This is a genomic window from Arthrobacter sp. TMS2-4, assembly GCF_054511075.1.
The window spans coordinates 79,287-94,485 of the sequence record NZ_JBTNDI010000005.1 but is presented as its reverse complement, the minus strand read 5'-3'; the positions used below and the strand labels follow the sequence as shown (position 1 = coordinate 94,485).

13 protein-coding genes and 2 riboswitches are annotated in these 15,199 nt (G+C 69.2%); of the genes, 2 read left to right on the top strand and 11 right to left on the bottom strand.

Annotation, left to right across the window (positions count from 1 at the left end):
• Positions 1-67: 67 nt before the first annotated feature.
• Both ACX80F_RS08795 and ACX80F_RS08790 read right to left on the bottom strand, forming a co-directional pair.
• Positions 68-979, bottom strand: coding sequence for a LysM peptidoglycan-binding domain-containing protein (locus ACX80F_RS08795; RefSeq protein ID WP_459336004.1), 912 nt, complete (start codon positions 977-979; stop codon positions 68-70).
• 5 nt (positions 980-984) lie between these two features.
• Positions 985-1,164, bottom strand: a riboswitch (cyclic di-AMP (ydaO/yuaA leader).
• Positions 1,165-1,284: 120 nt separating this feature from the next.
• Entirely contained in the window at positions 1,285-1,515 is a 231-nt protein-coding gene (locus ACX80F_RS08790; RefSeq protein WP_459336003.1) for a hypothetical protein, read from the bottom strand.
• Between the two features lie 120 nt (positions 1,516-1,635).
• A riboswitch (SAM riboswitch) is annotated at positions 1,636-1,740 on the top strand.
• Positions 1,741-1,831: 91 nt separating this feature from the next.
• Here ACX80F_RS08790 and ACX80F_RS08785 point away from each other — a divergent pair.
• Both ACX80F_RS08785 and ACX80F_RS08780 read left to right on the top strand, forming a co-directional pair.
• Positions 1,832-3,211 (top strand): O-acetylhomoserine aminocarboxypropyltransferase/cysteine synthase family protein, encoded by a 1,380-nt coding sequence (locus ACX80F_RS08785; protein ID WP_459336002.1) that lies wholly within the window; start codon positions 1,832-1,834, stop codon positions 3,209-3,211.
• The gene (locus ACX80F_RS08780) at positions 3,208-3,717 is read left to right on the top strand and encodes a CoA-binding protein (RefSeq protein ID WP_459336001.1); all 510 of its coding nucleotides are present in this window, start codon (positions 3,208-3,210) and stop codon (positions 3,715-3,717) included. The genes ACX80F_RS08785 and ACX80F_RS08780 overlap by 4 nt, the downstream gene beginning before the upstream one ends.
• Here ACX80F_RS08780 and ACX80F_RS08775 read toward each other — a convergent pair.
• The 9 genes from ACX80F_RS08775 to ACX80F_RS08735 all read right to left on the bottom strand — a co-directional run bounded on the left by ACX80F_RS08775 (position 3,714) and on the right by ACX80F_RS08735 (position 15,181).
• Positions 3,714-5,198 (bottom strand): hypothetical protein, encoded by a 1,485-nt coding sequence (locus ACX80F_RS08775; protein ID WP_459336000.1) that lies wholly within the window; start codon positions 5,196-5,198, stop codon positions 3,714-3,716. The two genes, ACX80F_RS08780 and ACX80F_RS08775, sit on opposite strands and share 4 nt — an antisense overlap.
• The gene (locus ACX80F_RS08770) at positions 5,195-5,755 is read right to left on the bottom strand and encodes an RNA polymerase sigma factor (protein WP_459335999.1); all 561 of its coding nucleotides are present in this window, start codon (positions 5,753-5,755) and stop codon (positions 5,195-5,197) included. The genes ACX80F_RS08775 and ACX80F_RS08770 overlap by 4 nt, the downstream gene beginning before the upstream one ends.
• Positions 5,756-5,958: 203 nt before the next feature.
• Positions 5,959-7,194, bottom strand: coding sequence for a multiple monosaccharide ABC transporter permease (mmsB, locus tag ACX80F_RS08765; RefSeq protein ID WP_459335998.1), 1,236 nt, complete (start codon positions 7,192-7,194; stop codon positions 5,959-5,961).
• 4 nt (positions 7,195-7,198) lie between these two features.
• The gene (gene mmsA / locus ACX80F_RS08760) at positions 7,199-8,728 is read right to left on the bottom strand and encodes a multiple monosaccharide ABC transporter ATP-binding protein (RefSeq protein WP_459335997.1); all 1,530 of its coding nucleotides are present in this window, start codon (positions 8,726-8,728) and stop codon (positions 7,199-7,201) included.
• A 113-nt stretch (positions 8,729-8,841) separates the two neighbouring features.
• Entirely contained in the window at positions 8,842-9,960 is a 1,119-nt protein-coding gene (gene chvE, locus ACX80F_RS08755; RefSeq protein ID WP_459335996.1) for a multiple monosaccharide ABC transporter substrate-binding protein, read from the bottom strand.
• A gap of 58 nt (positions 9,961-10,018) precedes the next feature.
• Positions 10,019-11,533 (bottom strand): L-arabinose isomerase, encoded by a 1,515-nt coding sequence (gene araA, locus ACX80F_RS08750; RefSeq protein ID WP_459335995.1) that lies wholly within the window; start codon positions 11,531-11,533, stop codon positions 10,019-10,021.
• Positions 11,530-12,243 carry an L-ribulose-5-phosphate 4-epimerase gene (locus tag ACX80F_RS08745; RefSeq protein ID WP_459335994.1) on the bottom strand — a complete coding sequence of 238 codons (714 nt, stop codon included), beginning with the start codon at positions 12,241-12,243 and terminating at the stop codon, positions 11,530-11,532. The genes araA and ACX80F_RS08745 overlap by 4 nt, the downstream gene beginning before the upstream one ends.
• A complete protein-coding gene (gene araB, locus ACX80F_RS08740) occupies positions 12,240-13,961 on the bottom strand; it encodes a ribulokinase (RefSeq protein WP_459335993.1) in 1,722 nt (573 codons plus the stop codon). The genes ACX80F_RS08745 and araB overlap by 4 nt, the downstream gene beginning before the upstream one ends.
• Before the next feature lie 158 nt (positions 13,962-14,119).
• On the bottom strand, positions 14,120-15,181 hold the full coding sequence (locus tag ACX80F_RS08735) for a LacI family DNA-binding transcriptional regulator (RefSeq protein ID WP_459336111.1): 1,062 nt from the start codon (positions 15,179-15,181) through the stop codon (positions 14,120-14,122).
• Positions 15,182-15,199 lie beyond the last annotated feature (18 nt).

Genomic DNA, 15,199 nt, shown 5'->3' with positions numbered 1-15,199 from the left:
TAAGAGAAGGAAGCGGCAGGCGCCCCGTCCAAGCACCTGCCGCTTCCCGCGTGTGGTTCGTTCGGTATCAGCCAGCAACCCGGACGAAGGAGGCTCCCGGGAGATCCGAGAGGGGGTGCTGCATGGTGGCGTTGACGCCGTTCATTCCGCCGCTGATGACCTTGCCGCCGCCGACGTAGATCGCGACATGACCACCGGTGATGACGAGGTCACCCGGGGCAGGGGTCCCCACAACGGAGCCGAACTGGAAGAACTGCGAGGGACCGAGATCGCCGACGGCGATGCCTGCGGAGCGCAGGGCCTTCTCGACCATCGCGGTGCAGTCCTGGGTGGTCCCGATCTGCGACTGGGCGGAGGCCACGAGCGTGCCGCCGACGCCGGAGGCGACCGGGGTGATCTTGCCGGACAGCAGGTGCACGCCGGGCGCGGGAGCAGCCGCCGCGGCCGGGGCGACAGCCGCCGCGTACTGTGCCGGCGCCGCGGGGGCGGCAGCAGGAGCAACGTACGCTGCGGGAGCGGCCTGCGGTGCGGGGGCGGTCTGGGGTGCGGCCACGGTCACCGACACCGTGCGGACGGGAGCCGCAGCGGCACCCGTCGGGATGAGGATGGTGTCGCCCGGGAAGATGATCGAGGAGACGGACAGGCCGTTCGCCGTGAGGACGGCGGAGAGGTCCACGCCGTAGCGTGCCGAGACGGCACCCAGGGTGTCGCCGGAGACGACCGTGTGCGTCGTGGAAGCGGCGGGAGCAACAGCCGGGGCTGCAACGGCAGCGGGGGCCGTCGTCGTGCTCTGCGTGGTGTACTCACCGGCGTTGGCGGTGCCCACAGCGGTGAGTGCGAGGCCCGAGGTGACGGCGGCGATGGCGACGGGGCGGCCTACAGCGGTGGCGTGGGCCTTCGCTGCGCGGGACAGGCCCTGGAGAGCGAGATTTCCGTCGACGTCGGCGCGGTGGCGTGGTGAAGTGGTGTTTCGTGACATGGTGTTGTACCTCTCCCATGCCTGCGGGGTGAGCTGTCGGGTTCGGATGGGAGTCACCCGGCCGCGCGCATCACCGGTGGGTGGTACGGCACGACTTAACCCCGAGGACGCCTGCAGGTTTCCCTGCGCGCCCGGTGGAACTGGTGGTTCCCCCGTCCCTGCCTTACTGGTTGCGAACGAGTCCCGGACGACGGCAGGGCTCGGCAATCCGTCCAGAAGCGCCCCACGGTCGCGGAGGCACTCGCTGACAATACCCAGGTGCTCCTCGATTTGTCACATTTTTGTAACGGGAGGTAGGGTGCCCCTCAACCGCGCAGCGCCCGCCAGCGACGAAGCGCGAGGAACGTCCCCGCCGCGCTGAGCGCGAGCAGCATCGCCTGCTGCACATAGAACCACTCCGTGACCACCACACCCGGGCCGCCGACGGCCACCAGGATGCTGCTGACCAGCGTGAGTGTCAGCGCGGTGCCGACGTACGAGAGCGTCTGCCACAGCCTCCGGTCCTGCGCCCGGCTTGCCGATCTCCAATCCTCCATCCCTCCACCCTAGGTGCCGCACGGCGTGCCTCCGCCGCCCCATCCGGAGCAGCGCGCAGGGGCCGGCTCATACGGGGACACATGGTTTGGTTCTGCGGCGGCCTGGTGTCAGACTCGACCCGACCATCCCGAGCGGCTGAGAGATCTGGCTCACTGACGCCGCAGCAACCCTGGCCCCCGCGATCCCGCGGCGACATGAGGGTGCTACTGCCAGGACGATGGAGGAAACCATGAGCAGCGCCACGGCCGCCTTCGGCCGCCACCCCGATCCCCGGTCCTGCCCCGCAGTATCCCGACCCAGCAAGGCAGGTGCCTGATGGCAGAACGTTCCTTCGGCTTCCGGACGCGCGCACTGCACGCCGGCGGCACTCCCGACGCCACCCACGGGGCCAGGGCCGTCCCGATCTACCAGACGACGTCCTTCGTGTTCAAGGACACCAACGACGCCGCCAACCTGTTCGCCCTGCAGAAGTACGGCAACATCTACTCGCGGATCGGCAACCCGACGGTCGCCGCGTTCGAGGAGCGCATCAGTTCCCTCGAGGGCGGGATCGGGGCGGTGGCGACGGCGTCGGGCATGAGCGCCGAGTTCCTCACCTTCGCGGCGCTCTGCCAGGCCGGTGACCACATCGTCGCTGCCTCGCAGCTGTACGGCGGCACGGTCACCCAGCTCGATGTCACGCTGCGCCGCTTCGGCATCGAGACCACCTTCGTCCCGGGGACGGATCCTGCGGACTACGCGGCCGCCATCCGGGACAACACCAAGGCGGTCTACGCGGAGGTGATCGCGAATCCCTCCGGTGAGATCGCCGATCTGGCGGGCCTGGCCACGGTGGCCCATGACGCCGGCGTCCCGTTCATCGTCGACTCCACGCTGAGCACGCCGTACCTGGTGCGTCCCATCGAACACGGTGCGGACATCGTCATCCACTCGGCCACCAAGTTCATCGGCGGACACGGCACCACGCTCGGCGGCGTGATCGTGGAGAGCGGCCGCTTCGACTGGGGCAACGGCAAGTTCCCGATGATGACCGAACCCGTGCCGTCCTACGGCAACATCCAGTGGTGGGCGAACTTCGGGGAGTACGGGTTCCTGACGAAGCTGCGCACAGAACAGCTCCGCGACATCGGACCCTCGCTCTCGCCGATGTCCGCCTTCCAGCTCCTTCAGGGGGTCGAGACCCTCGCGCAGCGCCTGGACGAACACCTGGAGAACGCGCAGGCCGTCGCCGAGTGGCTGCAGGCGGACCCGCGGGTGGAGTACGTCAACTACGCCGGCCTCCCTACCCACGCGCATCACGAGCGGGCGAAGACCTATCTGCCGCAGGGGCCCGGATCCGTGTTCAGTTTCGGTATCAGGGGCGGCCGCAAGGCGGGCCAGAAGTTCATCGAGTCGCTGCAGCTCGCCTCGCACCTCGCGAACGTGGGCGACTCCCGCACCCTCGTGATCCACCCGGGCTCGACGACGCACCAGCAGCTCTCCACCGAGCAGCTCGCCGCGGCCGGCGTCCCCGAGGACCTCGTGCGCATCTCCGTCGGGCTGGAGGACCTCGAGGACATCCTCTGGGACCTGGACCAGGCCCTGGAGGTCGCGGTGAACTCCTCCGACGACGCTTTTGGGGACCTGCCGCAGGAAGCGGCCGGAGAGAACGACGGCGACGCCTCGGCGACGCGGGCAGTGGGAGTGGGAGCATGAGCAGCACCGGCAGCGTGATTCCCGAACGGACCTGGGAGGGGCCCACGGCGCCCGAACGGCTGAACCTGCTGCGGACCGCACGGTCGGTGGCGATCGTCGGGGCCTCGGACAAGCCCTCGCGCGCATCCTACTTCGTCGCGACCTACCTGCAGTCCTCCTCCCCCTACCGCCTGTACTTCGTGAACCCGGTGGCGAAGGAGATCCTCGGCCAGCCGGCCTACGCGTCGCTGAAGGACCTGCCCGAGGTGCCCGACGTCGTCGATGTGTTCCGCAAGCACGATGACCTGCCCACGGTGCTGCAGGAGACGCTCGACGTCGGCGCCAGGACGCTCTGGCTGCAGCTGGGATCATGGCACGAGGACGTCGCACGTGAGGCCGAAGCCGCGGGCCTGGACGTGGTCATGGACCGGTGCATCAAGATCGAGCATGCACGCTTCCACGGCGGGCTCAACCTCGCCGGGTTCAACACCGGCGTCATCTCCTCCCGGCGGCAGCTCACCTCCTAGCGGCGGTCGGACACCCCGGGCCGGTCGGTCTCTTCCGGCTGTCCGTCGGCCGTCCGATGTGCCCCTGTCCTGTCCTGGGCCGGCTGGTTCGCCGGCGTGCCCCGAGCGGGCTCGTCCGTGCCGGGCTGATCCACGGCCGCCTGATCCGCGGCGGGCTGATCCACCGACTCCTCCACGACGGGCTGATCCGCGGCGGGCTGATCCGCGGCCGCCTGCTCCACGACGGGCTGATCCGCGGCCGCCTGCTCCACGACGGGCTGATCCATCAGCCGCTCCGCGACCGGCTGATCCGCGGCGGGCTGATCCGGGGCGGGCTGATCCACCGGCTCCTCCACGACGGGCTCGACTGCCGGCCCGGGTGCCGGGGCGGGGGCGAGAAACCAGACCCTGTCCGGCGCGGTGGGGGCCCGCCGATCCGGGGACGAGACGACCTTCCCCCACGGGTCCCCGCCGGGAACGGTCGGAGCCGCCGGTTGTGCTTGCCTCAGCAGCCGGACCTCGAGGCCCGGGGCGTCTGCTTGCCCGCTCCCGAGGGCCTGATCATCTGTTTCCCCACCTCCGGGGACCGGGCCCCCTGCCTTTTCGTTCCCCGGGACCGGGGTCCCGGGAGGCAGGACTTCGGGCACGTGACTTCCCGGCGGAACACTGTCGGTCATGGGAGGGCTGTTCGGCGCAGGCGCGGAACGACGCTCGCGTCCAGGGGCCGGCGTGGATTCCGTCGGGGCGACGGGTGGGGCCGAAGCTCGCGGAGCGGCCTCCGGAGGAATCACAGCCGGTGGTACGGCAGGGGCAGGGCCCGCGGCGGACGGCGTCGTCCACGCCGCAGGGACGGCAGCAGGGGGGACAGCGGCAGACCGCGCATCCCCAACCGCCCACCGCACGGCGTCCAGCGGAGCACGTGGCGCGGCAGGCACCACGGACCGTCCTGTGCCTGCGGTGGATGAACCGGCGGCGGCCTGGTCCCCCACCGCGCGCCCCGGTGCCGGGATCGACGCCACCACCGACAGCGCAGGCGCAGCATGCGACGGGGCCGGGATCTCCTCGGGGGCGACGACGCCGCGTCCGCCGTCATCCGGTACCGCCAGAACGCCGGGAAGGCCCTCCGGTTCCGCCGGCACGCCGGCAAGGGGGTGCGCCCGGTCGGCGTCGTCGCGGATGCTGAACCGCGCGATCGACTCGACGACCTCCGTGAGGCCGTCGGTGAAGGCAGTGCCGGCCGCGACGCCGGACATGCCGACGCCCATGGACACGGCGAGCGCTCCACCGATGAAGGTGATGCGCCGTTTGTTGCGGCGGGCCGGCGGCGCCTTGCCGCCGTCGGCCATCAGCTGGGCGAGTTCGGCGGTCACCTCGGGCGCCGGCCCCGCACCGAGGCCGCCGATGGTCTCCACGGCGCGCACGAGGGCGGGGTCCTCGACGATGCCGGCCTCGTCGAGGAGATGCCTCACGGCGTCCGGCAACGGCGTCTCACGTCCAGTCATTGGGCTTCCGATTCGTCGAGGTGAACGAGTTCCTTGAGCTTGAGCAGTCCCCGCCGCTGCAACTGCTTGACCGATCCTGCCGACTTCCCGAGGATCCCCGCGACCTGGTCGATCGGCAGCTCCGCCACGATGCGCAGCAGGATGACCTCGCGCTGCTCAGGACTGAGCTGCTCGAGCAGCCCTCCTGCCCCGCCGATCCCGAGGTTGCCGAGCGCGACCGTTTCCGCGGAGTCGGTGGTGCGGGTATCGCCGTCGACGTCGTAGCCCACGAGGACGGGCGCGCGTGTCCTCTTCCGCACCTCGTCCACGTAGCGCGCGTGGGCGACGGAGAAGGTGAACGTGCGTAGCCCTGGCAGCCCTCCGGTGACCGAGTCCAGCCGGGAGAACACGGCGAGGAAGACTTCCTGGGTGAGGGCCTCCGGGTCCTCGGACCCGCGGCCCACGAAGTAGCCCAGGACGGCAGGGCTCAGCGACTGGTAGATGAGGGACAGGGCCGCCGGTTCGCCCGTCTGCGCGCGACCGAGCGCATCGGCGGGCAACGTTGAGACCACGTTCATCGAGTCCTTGTTCGGCGGGACGGCGTCACCATCGTAACCGTCGACCCCCGATCGGGACCGGAACCCTCGTGCAGGTGCAAAAAAGGCCGCACCGGGGCCCGTTGGGGGATAAGCCCCGGTGCGGCGCTTTCATTCAGGTAATCGACGGGGGGCCGGGCGAGGTTACGCCCGTCCCGACTTTTCTCGGATCTTTCTGTGGAGTCCTATTTCAAGGCGTTGGAGGCGCGGCGCTTGTTGAAGACGTCGAACCCCACGGCGAGCAGGAGCACCATGCCCTTGATGAACTGCTGGACGTCGATCCCCACGCCGAGCAGCGACATCCCGTTGTTGAGCACACCCATGATCAGGCCACCGGTGATCGCCCCGATGACCGTACCCACGCCTCCGGTCACCGCGGCGCCTCCGATGAACGCCGCGGCGATCGCGTCGAGTTCGAACAGGTTGCCGGCACCCGGACCGGCGGAGTTGAGTCGACCGGTGAAGATGAGTCCGGCCAGTGCGGCCAGCACTCCCATGTTGACGAAGAGCATGAAATCGATGCGCTTGGTGTTGATGCCCGAGAGCTGCGCTGCCTGCAGGTTACCGCCGAGGGCGTAGATGTGGCGGCCGAACACCGAATTGTTCATCACGGCGCTGTAACCGACGATCAGCACACCGAGAACCACCAGCACGATCGGCGTCCCGCTACGGGAGCTCGCGAGCAGGTAGGTCAGACCCAGGATGATCGCCACGATGAAGGCGAGTTTTGTGAAGAACCAGGCCTGCGGCTCGTCCTCGAGCTGCAGGCGGGCCCGGGTGGCGCGCCCACGGAGCTGGGTGACGACGAGGAGCACGACAGCGATGACCCCGAGCCCCACGGTGGTCCAGTCCAGCAGGTTCGTCTCGGCGGGGAACAGCCCCGGAAACAGAAATCCACCGCCGAGCTGCCGGTATTCCTCGGGGAAACCGGTGATGCGCTGGTTCTCGAGCACGATCTGCGTGAGACCGCGGAAGACGAGCATGCCGGCGAGGGTGACGATGAACGCCGGAATCCCCACATAGGCCACCCAGAAGCCCTGCCACGCACCCACCAGACCTCCGATGATCAACGAGGCGACGAACGCGGCCCACCACGGGAAGTTCCAGTCCTGCACCATGATGCCGGACATGGCGCCCACGAACGCCGCGACCGACCCGACCGACAGATCGATGTGCCCGGCGACGATGATCATGACCATGCCGATGGCCAGCAGGAGGATATAGCTGTTCTGCACGATGATGTTCGAGACGTTGTCCGGCTGGAGCAGTGCACCTCCGGTCAGCACCTGGAACAGGGTGACGATCACGAGGAGCGCTACGAAGATACCGATCTGCCGCAACCTGCCGGCGAGGAAGGAGAACCCGTCCTTGACGGTGGGAGGCGGCGTCGAGACGACAGGGTCCTTGACGGTCGTTGCCATCGATTCAGTCCTTTTCCTTGGTCATGTACTGCATGAGAAGTTCCGGTGTTGCCTGTGCGATGGGCACCTCTGCGGTGATGCGGCCCTCCGCGAGGGTATAGATGCGGTCGCAGATGCCGAGGAGCTCGGGGAGCTCCGAGGAGATGACGATCACGGCTTTCCCCTCTCCTGCGAGACGGTTGATGATCGTGTAGATCTCGTACTTCGCGCCGACGTCGATCCCGCGCGTGGGCTCGTCGAGGATCAGCACGTCGGGGTCCGAGAACATCCACTTCGAGAGCACCACCTTCTGCTGGTTGCCGCCGGAGAGCTTCCCGGTGATGGAGGTGACGGAGGGCGCCTTGATGTTCATCGACCGCCGGTAGTCCCCGGCGACGACGGTCTCCTGGCCGCTGTTCACCCAGCCGCGCTTCGCGAGCTTGCCGAGGGCGGCGCCGGAGATGTTGCGCTTGATGTCGTCGATCAGGTTGAGGCCGTACCGCTTCCGGTCCTCCGTGGCATAGGCGATGCCATGCCGGATGGCGTCCCCGACGGTCCTCGCGGTGATCGGCGTCCCGTTCTTGTAGAGCGTGCCCGTGATGTTGGAGCCGTAGCTCCGGCCGAAGATGCTCATGGCGAGTTCGGTCCGCCCCGCTCCCATGAGGCCGGCGACTCCGACCACCTCACCGGCTCGGACGGAGAGGTTCGCCGAGTCGACGATCACGCGGCCGCTCTCCTGCGGGTGGTGGACCGTCCAGTCCTCGACCCGGAGCACCTCCTTGCCGATCGACGGCGTGCGTTCCGGGTAGCGGCTCTCCATGTCGCGCCCCACCATGCCCTTGATGATGCGCTCCTCCGTCACGGAGCCGTCGTGGAGGCTCAGCGTCTCGATGGTGCGGCCGTCACGGAGGATGGTCACCGAATCCGCGATCTCGCGGATCTCGTTCAGCTTGTGACTGATGATGATGCAGGTGATCCCCTCCGAACGAAGGCCCTTCACGAGCCCGAGGAGGTGTGCGGAGTCCTCGTCGTTCAGCGCTGCGGTGGGCTCGTCGAGGATCAGCAGCTTCACGTTCTTCGAGAGGGCCTTCGCGATCTCGACGAGTTGCTGCTTACCCACCCCGATGTCGCGGGCCCGCACCACCGGGTTCAGGTCGAGGCCCACGCGACGGAGCAGCTTGGCTGCCTCGACGTTGGTCTCGTTCCAGTTGATGAAGCCGCGCTTCTCCCGTTCGTTGCCGAGGAAGATGTTCTCCGCGACGGACAGGAAAGGTGAGAGCGCGAGTTCCTGGTGGATGATGACGACACCGTCGCGCTCGCTGTCACGGATGTCCTTGAAGTGCGCGACGGTGCCTTCGAACTCGATGTCGCCGTCGTACGTGCCGTGCGGGTACACCCCGGAGAGCACTTTCATGAGGGTCGATTTCCCGGCCCCGTTCTCCCCGCAGATGGCGTGGACCTCGCCCCGCACGACGTCGAGGTTGACGTCCTGCAGGGCTTTCACGCCCGGGAAGGTCTTGGTGATGCGGCGCATCCTGAGGATGTTCTCCGCCATGGTCGAGCCTCGCTTACGTCAGTGGGAGTCCCGGGATCGGCCGGGCGAGGTACGGCACCGATGGCCCCGGACCAGGAAGGTCCGGGGCCATCGGTGTCAGAGGTGCAGGGCGGCTACTTGAGCTCGTCCTCGGTGTAGTAGCCGGTCTCCACGAGGGCGGCCTCGTAGTTGTCGACCGTGACGATCTCGGATTCGAGAAGGTACGACGGCACTACCTTGACGCCGTTGTCGTACGTCTCGTTGTCGTTGGTCTCGGGCTCCTCGCCCTTCATCAGGGCATCGACCATCGTGACGGCCTGCTTGCCGAGCTCGCGGACGTCCTTGAAGATCGTCGAGTACTGCTCGCCGGCGATGATCGACTTCACCGAGCCGACCTCGGCGTCCTGGCCGGTGACGACCGGCAGCTCGTCCGCCGAGTACCCGCCGGAGGTCAGGGCGGAGATGATGCCGATGGACAGGCCGTCGTACGGGGAGAGGACGCCCTCGAGGCGTTCGCCACCGCCCACCGTGAGGAGATCCTCCATGCGGTCCTGGGCCGTGTCGGGGAGCCAGCGGAGGATCGCCGCCTGCTCGAAGTCCGTCTGGCCGCTGGGCACGCGCAGCACACCGCTGTCCAGGTAGGGCTGCAGTGTCTCCATGGCGCCGTTCCAGAAGAACGTGGCGTTGTTGTCGTCCGGGCTGCCGGCGAACAGTTCGACGTCGAAGGGGCCCTTCTCGCCCGTCTCGTTGCCCTCGGCGTCGAGGACGCCGAGGCCGGTGAGCAGCGAGGTGGCCTGCTGCACGCCGACCTCCTCGTTGTCGAACGTCGTGTAGTAGTCCACGGTGTCCGAACCGTTGATCAGGCGGTCGTAGGCGATCACCGGGATGTCCTGGGCCTCGGCCTGGTCGAGGACGCTGGTCAGCGTGGTGCCGTCGATCGAGGCGATGACGAGGGCCTTCACGCCGCCGTTGATCATGTTCTCGATCTGGGAGACCTGGGTGGGGATGTCGTCGTTGGCGAACTGCAGGTCCACCTCGTAGCCGAGGTCCTCGAGCTGGGTCTTCACGTTCTCGCCGTCGGCGATCCAGCGTTCGGACTGCTGCGTGGGCATGGCGACGCCGATCTTGGCGCCTTCGTTGGAGCCGCCCTCCGCGGCGGTGGCATCGCCACCCCCGCGGCTTCCGCCACAGGCGGTGAGGCTGAGGGTCAGGATGCCGGCGGCCGCGATGCCTGCCAGGTATTTCCGATTCATGGTGGAACTTCCTTGTGAGTGGTTTCCGGCAGCGTTGCCGGCGTTCGGGGAGAGGGTCCTAGAGTTTCTGCGCCAGCCGGTAGTAGGCGGCGTTCCATCGCAGTTCGCGCTGGAAGTCCCGCAGCCTCGTATCGGCGTCGATGCGCAGCAGCTCGACCCCGGCGATGTCCGCGAAGTCCTCGAAGACCTCGAGGCCCACCGCGGTGGTGAGGACGGTGTGGTGCGCGGCGCCGGCGCTCAGCCACGCTGCTGCGGAGGTCTCGAGGCTCGGCTCCGGCTTCCACACCGCGCGGGCCACCGGGAGATTGGGGAGCGGGGCGTCGGGCGGCACCACCTCGACGACGTTGGCCGTGAGGCGGAAGCGGTCGCGCATGTCCGACATCGCCACGACGACGCCCGTGCCGGCATCCGTGTCGAACACGAGGCGCACCGGGTCCTCCTTGCCGCCGATACCCAGGGGGTGCACCTCGAGGGAGGGCTTCGCGGTGGTCAGGGAAGGGCAGATCTCGAGCATGTGCGCACCGAGGATCTTCTCCTCCCCGGGCACCAGGTGGTAGGTGTAGTCCTCCATGAGCGAGGCGCCGCCGGGGAGCCCCGCGCCCATGACCTTGGCGGCCCGGACGAGGACGGCGGTCTTCCAGTCGCCCTCGGCGCCGAAGCCGTAGCCGCGCGCCATGAGGCGCTGGACCGCGAGACCGGGGAGCTGGCGGAGTGCCCCGAGATCCTCGAAGTTCGTGGTGAAGGCGCCGAAGCCGCCGTCCTCGAGGAAGGACAGCAGGCCGAGTTCCTGACGGGCGCCGTAGCGCAGTGACTCGTGGCGGTCGCCGCCACGGCGGAGTTCCGGGGCCACGTCGTACGTCTGCTCGTACTCGGCCACGAGGGCGTCGACGTCGTCCCCCGACTGGGCCTCGACGGCGGCGACGAGGTCGTTGACGCCCCAGGTGTTGATCGAGACGCCGAAGCGGAGTTCGGCCTCGGTCTTGTCGCCCTCGGTCACCGCGACGTTGCGCATGTTGTCACCGAAGCGGGCCACCTTGAGCTCGTGCACGGCGGCCCAGCCGGCGGCGGCACGCTGCCAGGTGGCCACCTTCGCGCAGACGTCCGGGCTGGAGACGTGCCCGACGACGGTCTTCCGAGGCACGCCGAGACGCGACTGGATGTACCCGAACTCGCGGTCGCCGTGCGCAGCCTGGTTGAGGTTCATGAAGTCGAAGTCGATCTCCGCCCACGGCAGTGCGACGTTGATCTGGGTGTGCAGATGGAGCAGCGGCTTGCGGAGGGCGTCGAGGCCCGCGATCCACATCTTCGCGGGGCTGAAGGTGTGCATCCAGGCGATCACGCCGATGGCGTTGTCCGCGGCGTTGACGTCGAGGGCCATGCGCCGGATCGACCCGGAGTCCTTCAGGGTGGGCTTCCACACCACCTTCACGGGCAGACCGGACTCGCCGAGCAGGCGGACGATCTCCTGGGACTGCTCGGCGACCTGCTGCAGCGTCTCCTCGCCGTAGAGGTCCTGGCTGCCGGTGACGAACCAGACTTCGTAGGTGTCGAGGGTGGTGCTGAGGGGGCTCATGCCGGTACTCCTGGGGTGGGGGTCTGACCGTAGACGTTCTGGTACCGGTCGAAGAGTGAGTCGATGTGCTCGGCCTGGATGCCCGCGGGCGCACCGAGCTGACGGGAGATGTGGACGGTGCGGGCGACGTCCTCGAGCATCACCGCGGCCTTGACGGCGTCCTTCGCGTCCTTGCCGATGGTGAACGGGCCGTGGCTCTTCATGAGCACGCCGCGCGAGCGGTGGCCGGTGAGGGTCTCGACGATGCCGCGGCCGATCGAGTCGTCGCCGATGATCGCGAACGGGCCCACCGGGATCTCGCCGCCGAACTCGTCGGCCATGGCCGTGATGACGCAGGGGATCGGTTCGCCGCGGGCGGCCCAGGCGACGGCGTAGGTGGAGTGGGTGTGCACCACGCCTCCGACGTCGGGCATGTGCCGGTACACGTAGGCGTGCGCCGCGGTGTCGCTCGACGGCGAGCGCTCCGAGCCGGGTGTTCCGTCGATGACGTTGCCGTCGAGGTCGCACAGGATCTGGTTCTCCGGCGTGAGCTCGTCATAACTGACACCGGAGGGCTTGATGACGAAGAGGTCCGCCCCGGGCACCCGACCGGAGACGTTGCCGCCGGTCCAGACCACGAGCCCGTAGCGCACGAGTTCCGCGTGCAGGGCAGCGACGTCCTGCCGGACCCTGGTGATGGCCGCTTCGACGGCCGGGCTGAAGGTACTCATACGGCGATCGCCGCCTGCCGGGTGCGGGCGGAGCGGCGGAGCGCCTTGAGCCGGTGCATGACGTCGTTGCCGCCACGTCCGAAGTAGTCGTGCAGCTCCGTGTACTCGCGGTACAGCGCGTCGTAGGCGGCGGCATTCTCGGGGTCGGGGGTGTAGGCGGCGCGGTCCAGGCGGCCCATGGCGGCGGCCGCGGCGTGGATGTCCTCGTAGGCACCGGCCGCGACGGCGGCGTGGATCGCGGAGCCGAGCGCCGGCCCCTGCGCGCTGCCGATCACGGAGATGGGCATGTTCAGCACGTCGGCGTAGACCTGCATGAGGAACGGGTTGCGGATGAGCCCGCCGGCGGCGATGAACTCGGTCACGGGGATGCCGGACTCGTTGAAGGTCTCGACGATGGTGCGGGTCCCGAAGGCCGTCGATTCCAGCAACGCGCGGTAGATCTCGTGCGGCTTCGTGGCGAGCGTGAGTCCCACGACCGTCCCGGACAGTTCGTGGTCCACGAGGACGGAGCGGTTGCCGGAGTGCCAGTCGAGCGCGACGAGGCCGTGCGCCCCGACGGGCTCCGCCTGCGCCTGTTCCGTCAGGTACTCGTGCACGCTGAGCCCCTGCGCCGCGGCGGCGTCGCGGATCTCGCCCGGCACCTGGTGGGCGACGAACCAGGCGAAAATGTCGCCGACACCGGACTGGCCGGCCTCGTAGCCGTAGAAGCCCTCGACGATCCCGCCGTCGACGACGCCGCACATGCCCGGCACTTCGGCCAGCCGGTCCGAGTTCATGACGTGGCACGTCGAGGTGCCCATGATGGCGACCATCTGGCCCGGGTCCGTGGCCTGGGCGGCCGGGGCTGTGACGTGGGCGTCGACGTTCCCGACGGCGACGGCGATGCCTACCGGCAGGCCGGTCCAGCCCGCGGCCTGCTCGGACAGCGTGCCGGCGCTCGAGGCGAGGGCCCCGATGGTGTGCTCCACCTTGTCGCGCGCGAACCGGGCGAAGTCAGGGTTGAGCGCCGCGAGGAACTCCTCGGAGGGGTAGGCGCCGTCCTGGTAGATGCCCTTGTACCCGGCGGTGCACGCGTTCCGCACGTACTCCCCCGTGAGCTGCCAGACGATCCAGTCCGCCGCCTCCACCCAGTGGTCCATGAGGTCGTAGAGCTCGCGGTCCTCCTCGAGCAGCTGCAGACCCTTGGCGAATTCCCACTCGCTCGAGATCAGTCCGCCGTAGCGCGGCAGCCAGGCCTCGCCGCGTGCGGCCGCGAGGTCGTTGATGCGGTTGGCCTGTCCCTGGGCGGCGTGGTGCTTCCACAGCTTCACGTAAGCGTGCGGGCGACCCTCGAAGCCGGGCACCTCGTTCAGCGGCGTGCCGTCGGCGAGCGTGGGGACCATGGTGCACGCCGTGAAGTCGGTGGCGATACCGATGACGTCGCGCGGGTCGATGCCCGCCTGCTCCACGGCCGCGGGGACGGCCGTCCGGAGGACGTCGACGTAGTCGGAGGGCACCTGCAGGGCCCACTCGGGCGGCAGCTGTTCCCCCGTCGCCGCGAGGGTCGAGTCCATGACGGCGTGCGGGTACTCGAGCGTCGCGGCACCGAGTTCGGCACCGTCGGAGACACGCACGACGACGGCCCGTCCGGACAGGGTGCCGTAGTCGACGCCGATGACGTAGGTCGGTCTGCCGGCGTCCGCCGTGGGTGCAGGCGCGCCGGGGAGGGAGTCGCTCAAGGGAAGGACCTCTTCGTTCTTCTCGGGACTGCAGGCAGTGCCCTGATGGATCGGGGCTGATGTGACCGGTCATGTGACCGTTCACATCGGCGCTCACCAGTGTGCGGCCTGCTGGTGGGATGTGTCAATGATCGCCGGCGGCGACGGGCGTGGCGGACTCAGTCCGGGAGGCGGGCCGTCGAGGACCGGACGACGAGCTCGGGCCGCACGTCGTCCACTCCCCCGTCCGGTCCGGGCACGACGTCAGATCCCGGCGCGCCGATCAGCCCGAGCAGCCGCGCGACGCAGCGCCGGCCGAGTTCGGGGAAGTCCTGTCGCACCGTGGTGAGCGGCGGCCAGTAGTGGGCGGCCTCGGGGACGTCGTCGAAACCGACCACGCTGAGGTCCCCGGGCAGCCGGCGCCCGTGCTCACGGAAGGCGTGCATCAGGCCGAGCGCCATCTGGTCGTTCGAGGAGAAGACCGCGGTGATCCCCGGGTCCCCGACCAGCGCGAGCCCGGCCCGGTACCCGGACTCCGCCGTCCAGGTACCGGAGAGGAGCGGCTCGGACTCCAGGCCCCACGCCCGCATCTCGCTGCGGTATCCGCGCACGCGGGCGTCCGTCTCGAACCAGCCGTCAGGTCCCGCGACGTGCGCGATCCGCCGGTGGCCCAGTTCGAGCAGGTGGCGGGTGGCGAGGACGGCCCCGCCGGACTGGTCCACGGACAACCGGTGGTCGTCACGCTCTCGCGCGGAGTGCACCGTGACGAACGGCAGCGTGATGGACAGGCGCTCGATCTCCCCCAGGGTCCGCGTCTGCGGCGCCAGGATGATGAGGCCGTCCACACCGTGCGCCAGCAGCCGGTCGAGCGCCGAGCGGATGGATCCGCCGTCGACGTCGTCGAGGTGCGCCACGTCCACGGCGTACCCGGCCTCGCGCGCCGCGCTGTCGATGGCCTGCAGGCTCGCGGCGGGACCGTACTCGAAGCCCTTGCTGACGAGCACGCCGATGGTGGTGGAGCGGCTGGTCACGAGGGCACGGGCCGCCCGGTTCGGTCGGAAACTCAGCTCGTCCATGGCGACCAGGACACGGTCGCGCGTCTCCGCGCGCAGGCTCGGGTGGCCGTTGATCACCCGGGAGACGGTCTGGTGCGAGACCCCCGCCCGCCGGGCCACGTCCCGGATGTTCGCGGCGCGGCCCTGATCCGGGGACCATCGGACCTCCGCGGGGTGGGCGGACACCGTGCGGCCGGGAGGCTC

Coding starts and splice junctions, on each gene's coding strand:
- chvE (WP_459335996.1), bottom strand. CDS start 9,960: ATGAATCGGAAATACCTGGCAGGCATCGCGGCCGCCGGCATCCTGACC.
- mmsB (WP_459335998.1), bottom strand. CDS start 7,194: ATGGCAACGACCGTCAAGGACCCTGTCGTCTCGACGCCGCCTCCCACC.
- ACX80F_RS08745 (WP_459335994.1), bottom strand. CDS start 12,243: ATGAGTACCTTCAGCCCGGCCGTCGAAGCGGCCATCACCAGGGTCCGG.
- ACX80F_RS08770 (WP_459335999.1), bottom strand. CDS start 5,755: ATGAACGTGGTCTCAACGTTGCCCGCCGATGCGCTCGGTCGCGCGCAG.
- ACX80F_RS08785 (WP_459336002.1), top strand. CDS start 1,832: ATGGCAGAACGTTCCTTCGGCTTCCGGACGCGCGCACTGCACGCCGGC.
- ACX80F_RS08780 (WP_459336001.1), top strand. CDS start 3,208: ATGAGCAGCACCGGCAGCGTGATTCCCGAACGGACCTGGGAGGGGCCC.
- ACX80F_RS08775 (WP_459336000.1), bottom strand. CDS start 5,198: ATGACTGGACGTGAGACGCCGTTGCCGGACGCCGTGAGGCATCTCCTC.
- ACX80F_RS08790 (WP_459336003.1), bottom strand. CDS start 1,515: ATGGAGGATTGGAGATCGGCAAGCCGGGCGCAGGACCGGAGGCTGTGG.
- ACX80F_RS08795 (WP_459336004.1), bottom strand. CDS start 979: ATGTCACGAAACACCACTTCACCACGCCACCGCGCCGACGTCGACGGA.
- mmsA (WP_459335997.1), bottom strand. CDS start 8,728: ATGGCGGAGAACATCCTCAGGATGCGCCGCATCACCAAGACCTTCCCG.
- araA (WP_459335995.1), bottom strand. CDS start 11,533: ATGAGCCCCCTCAGCACCACCCTCGACACCTACGAAGTCTGGTTCGTC.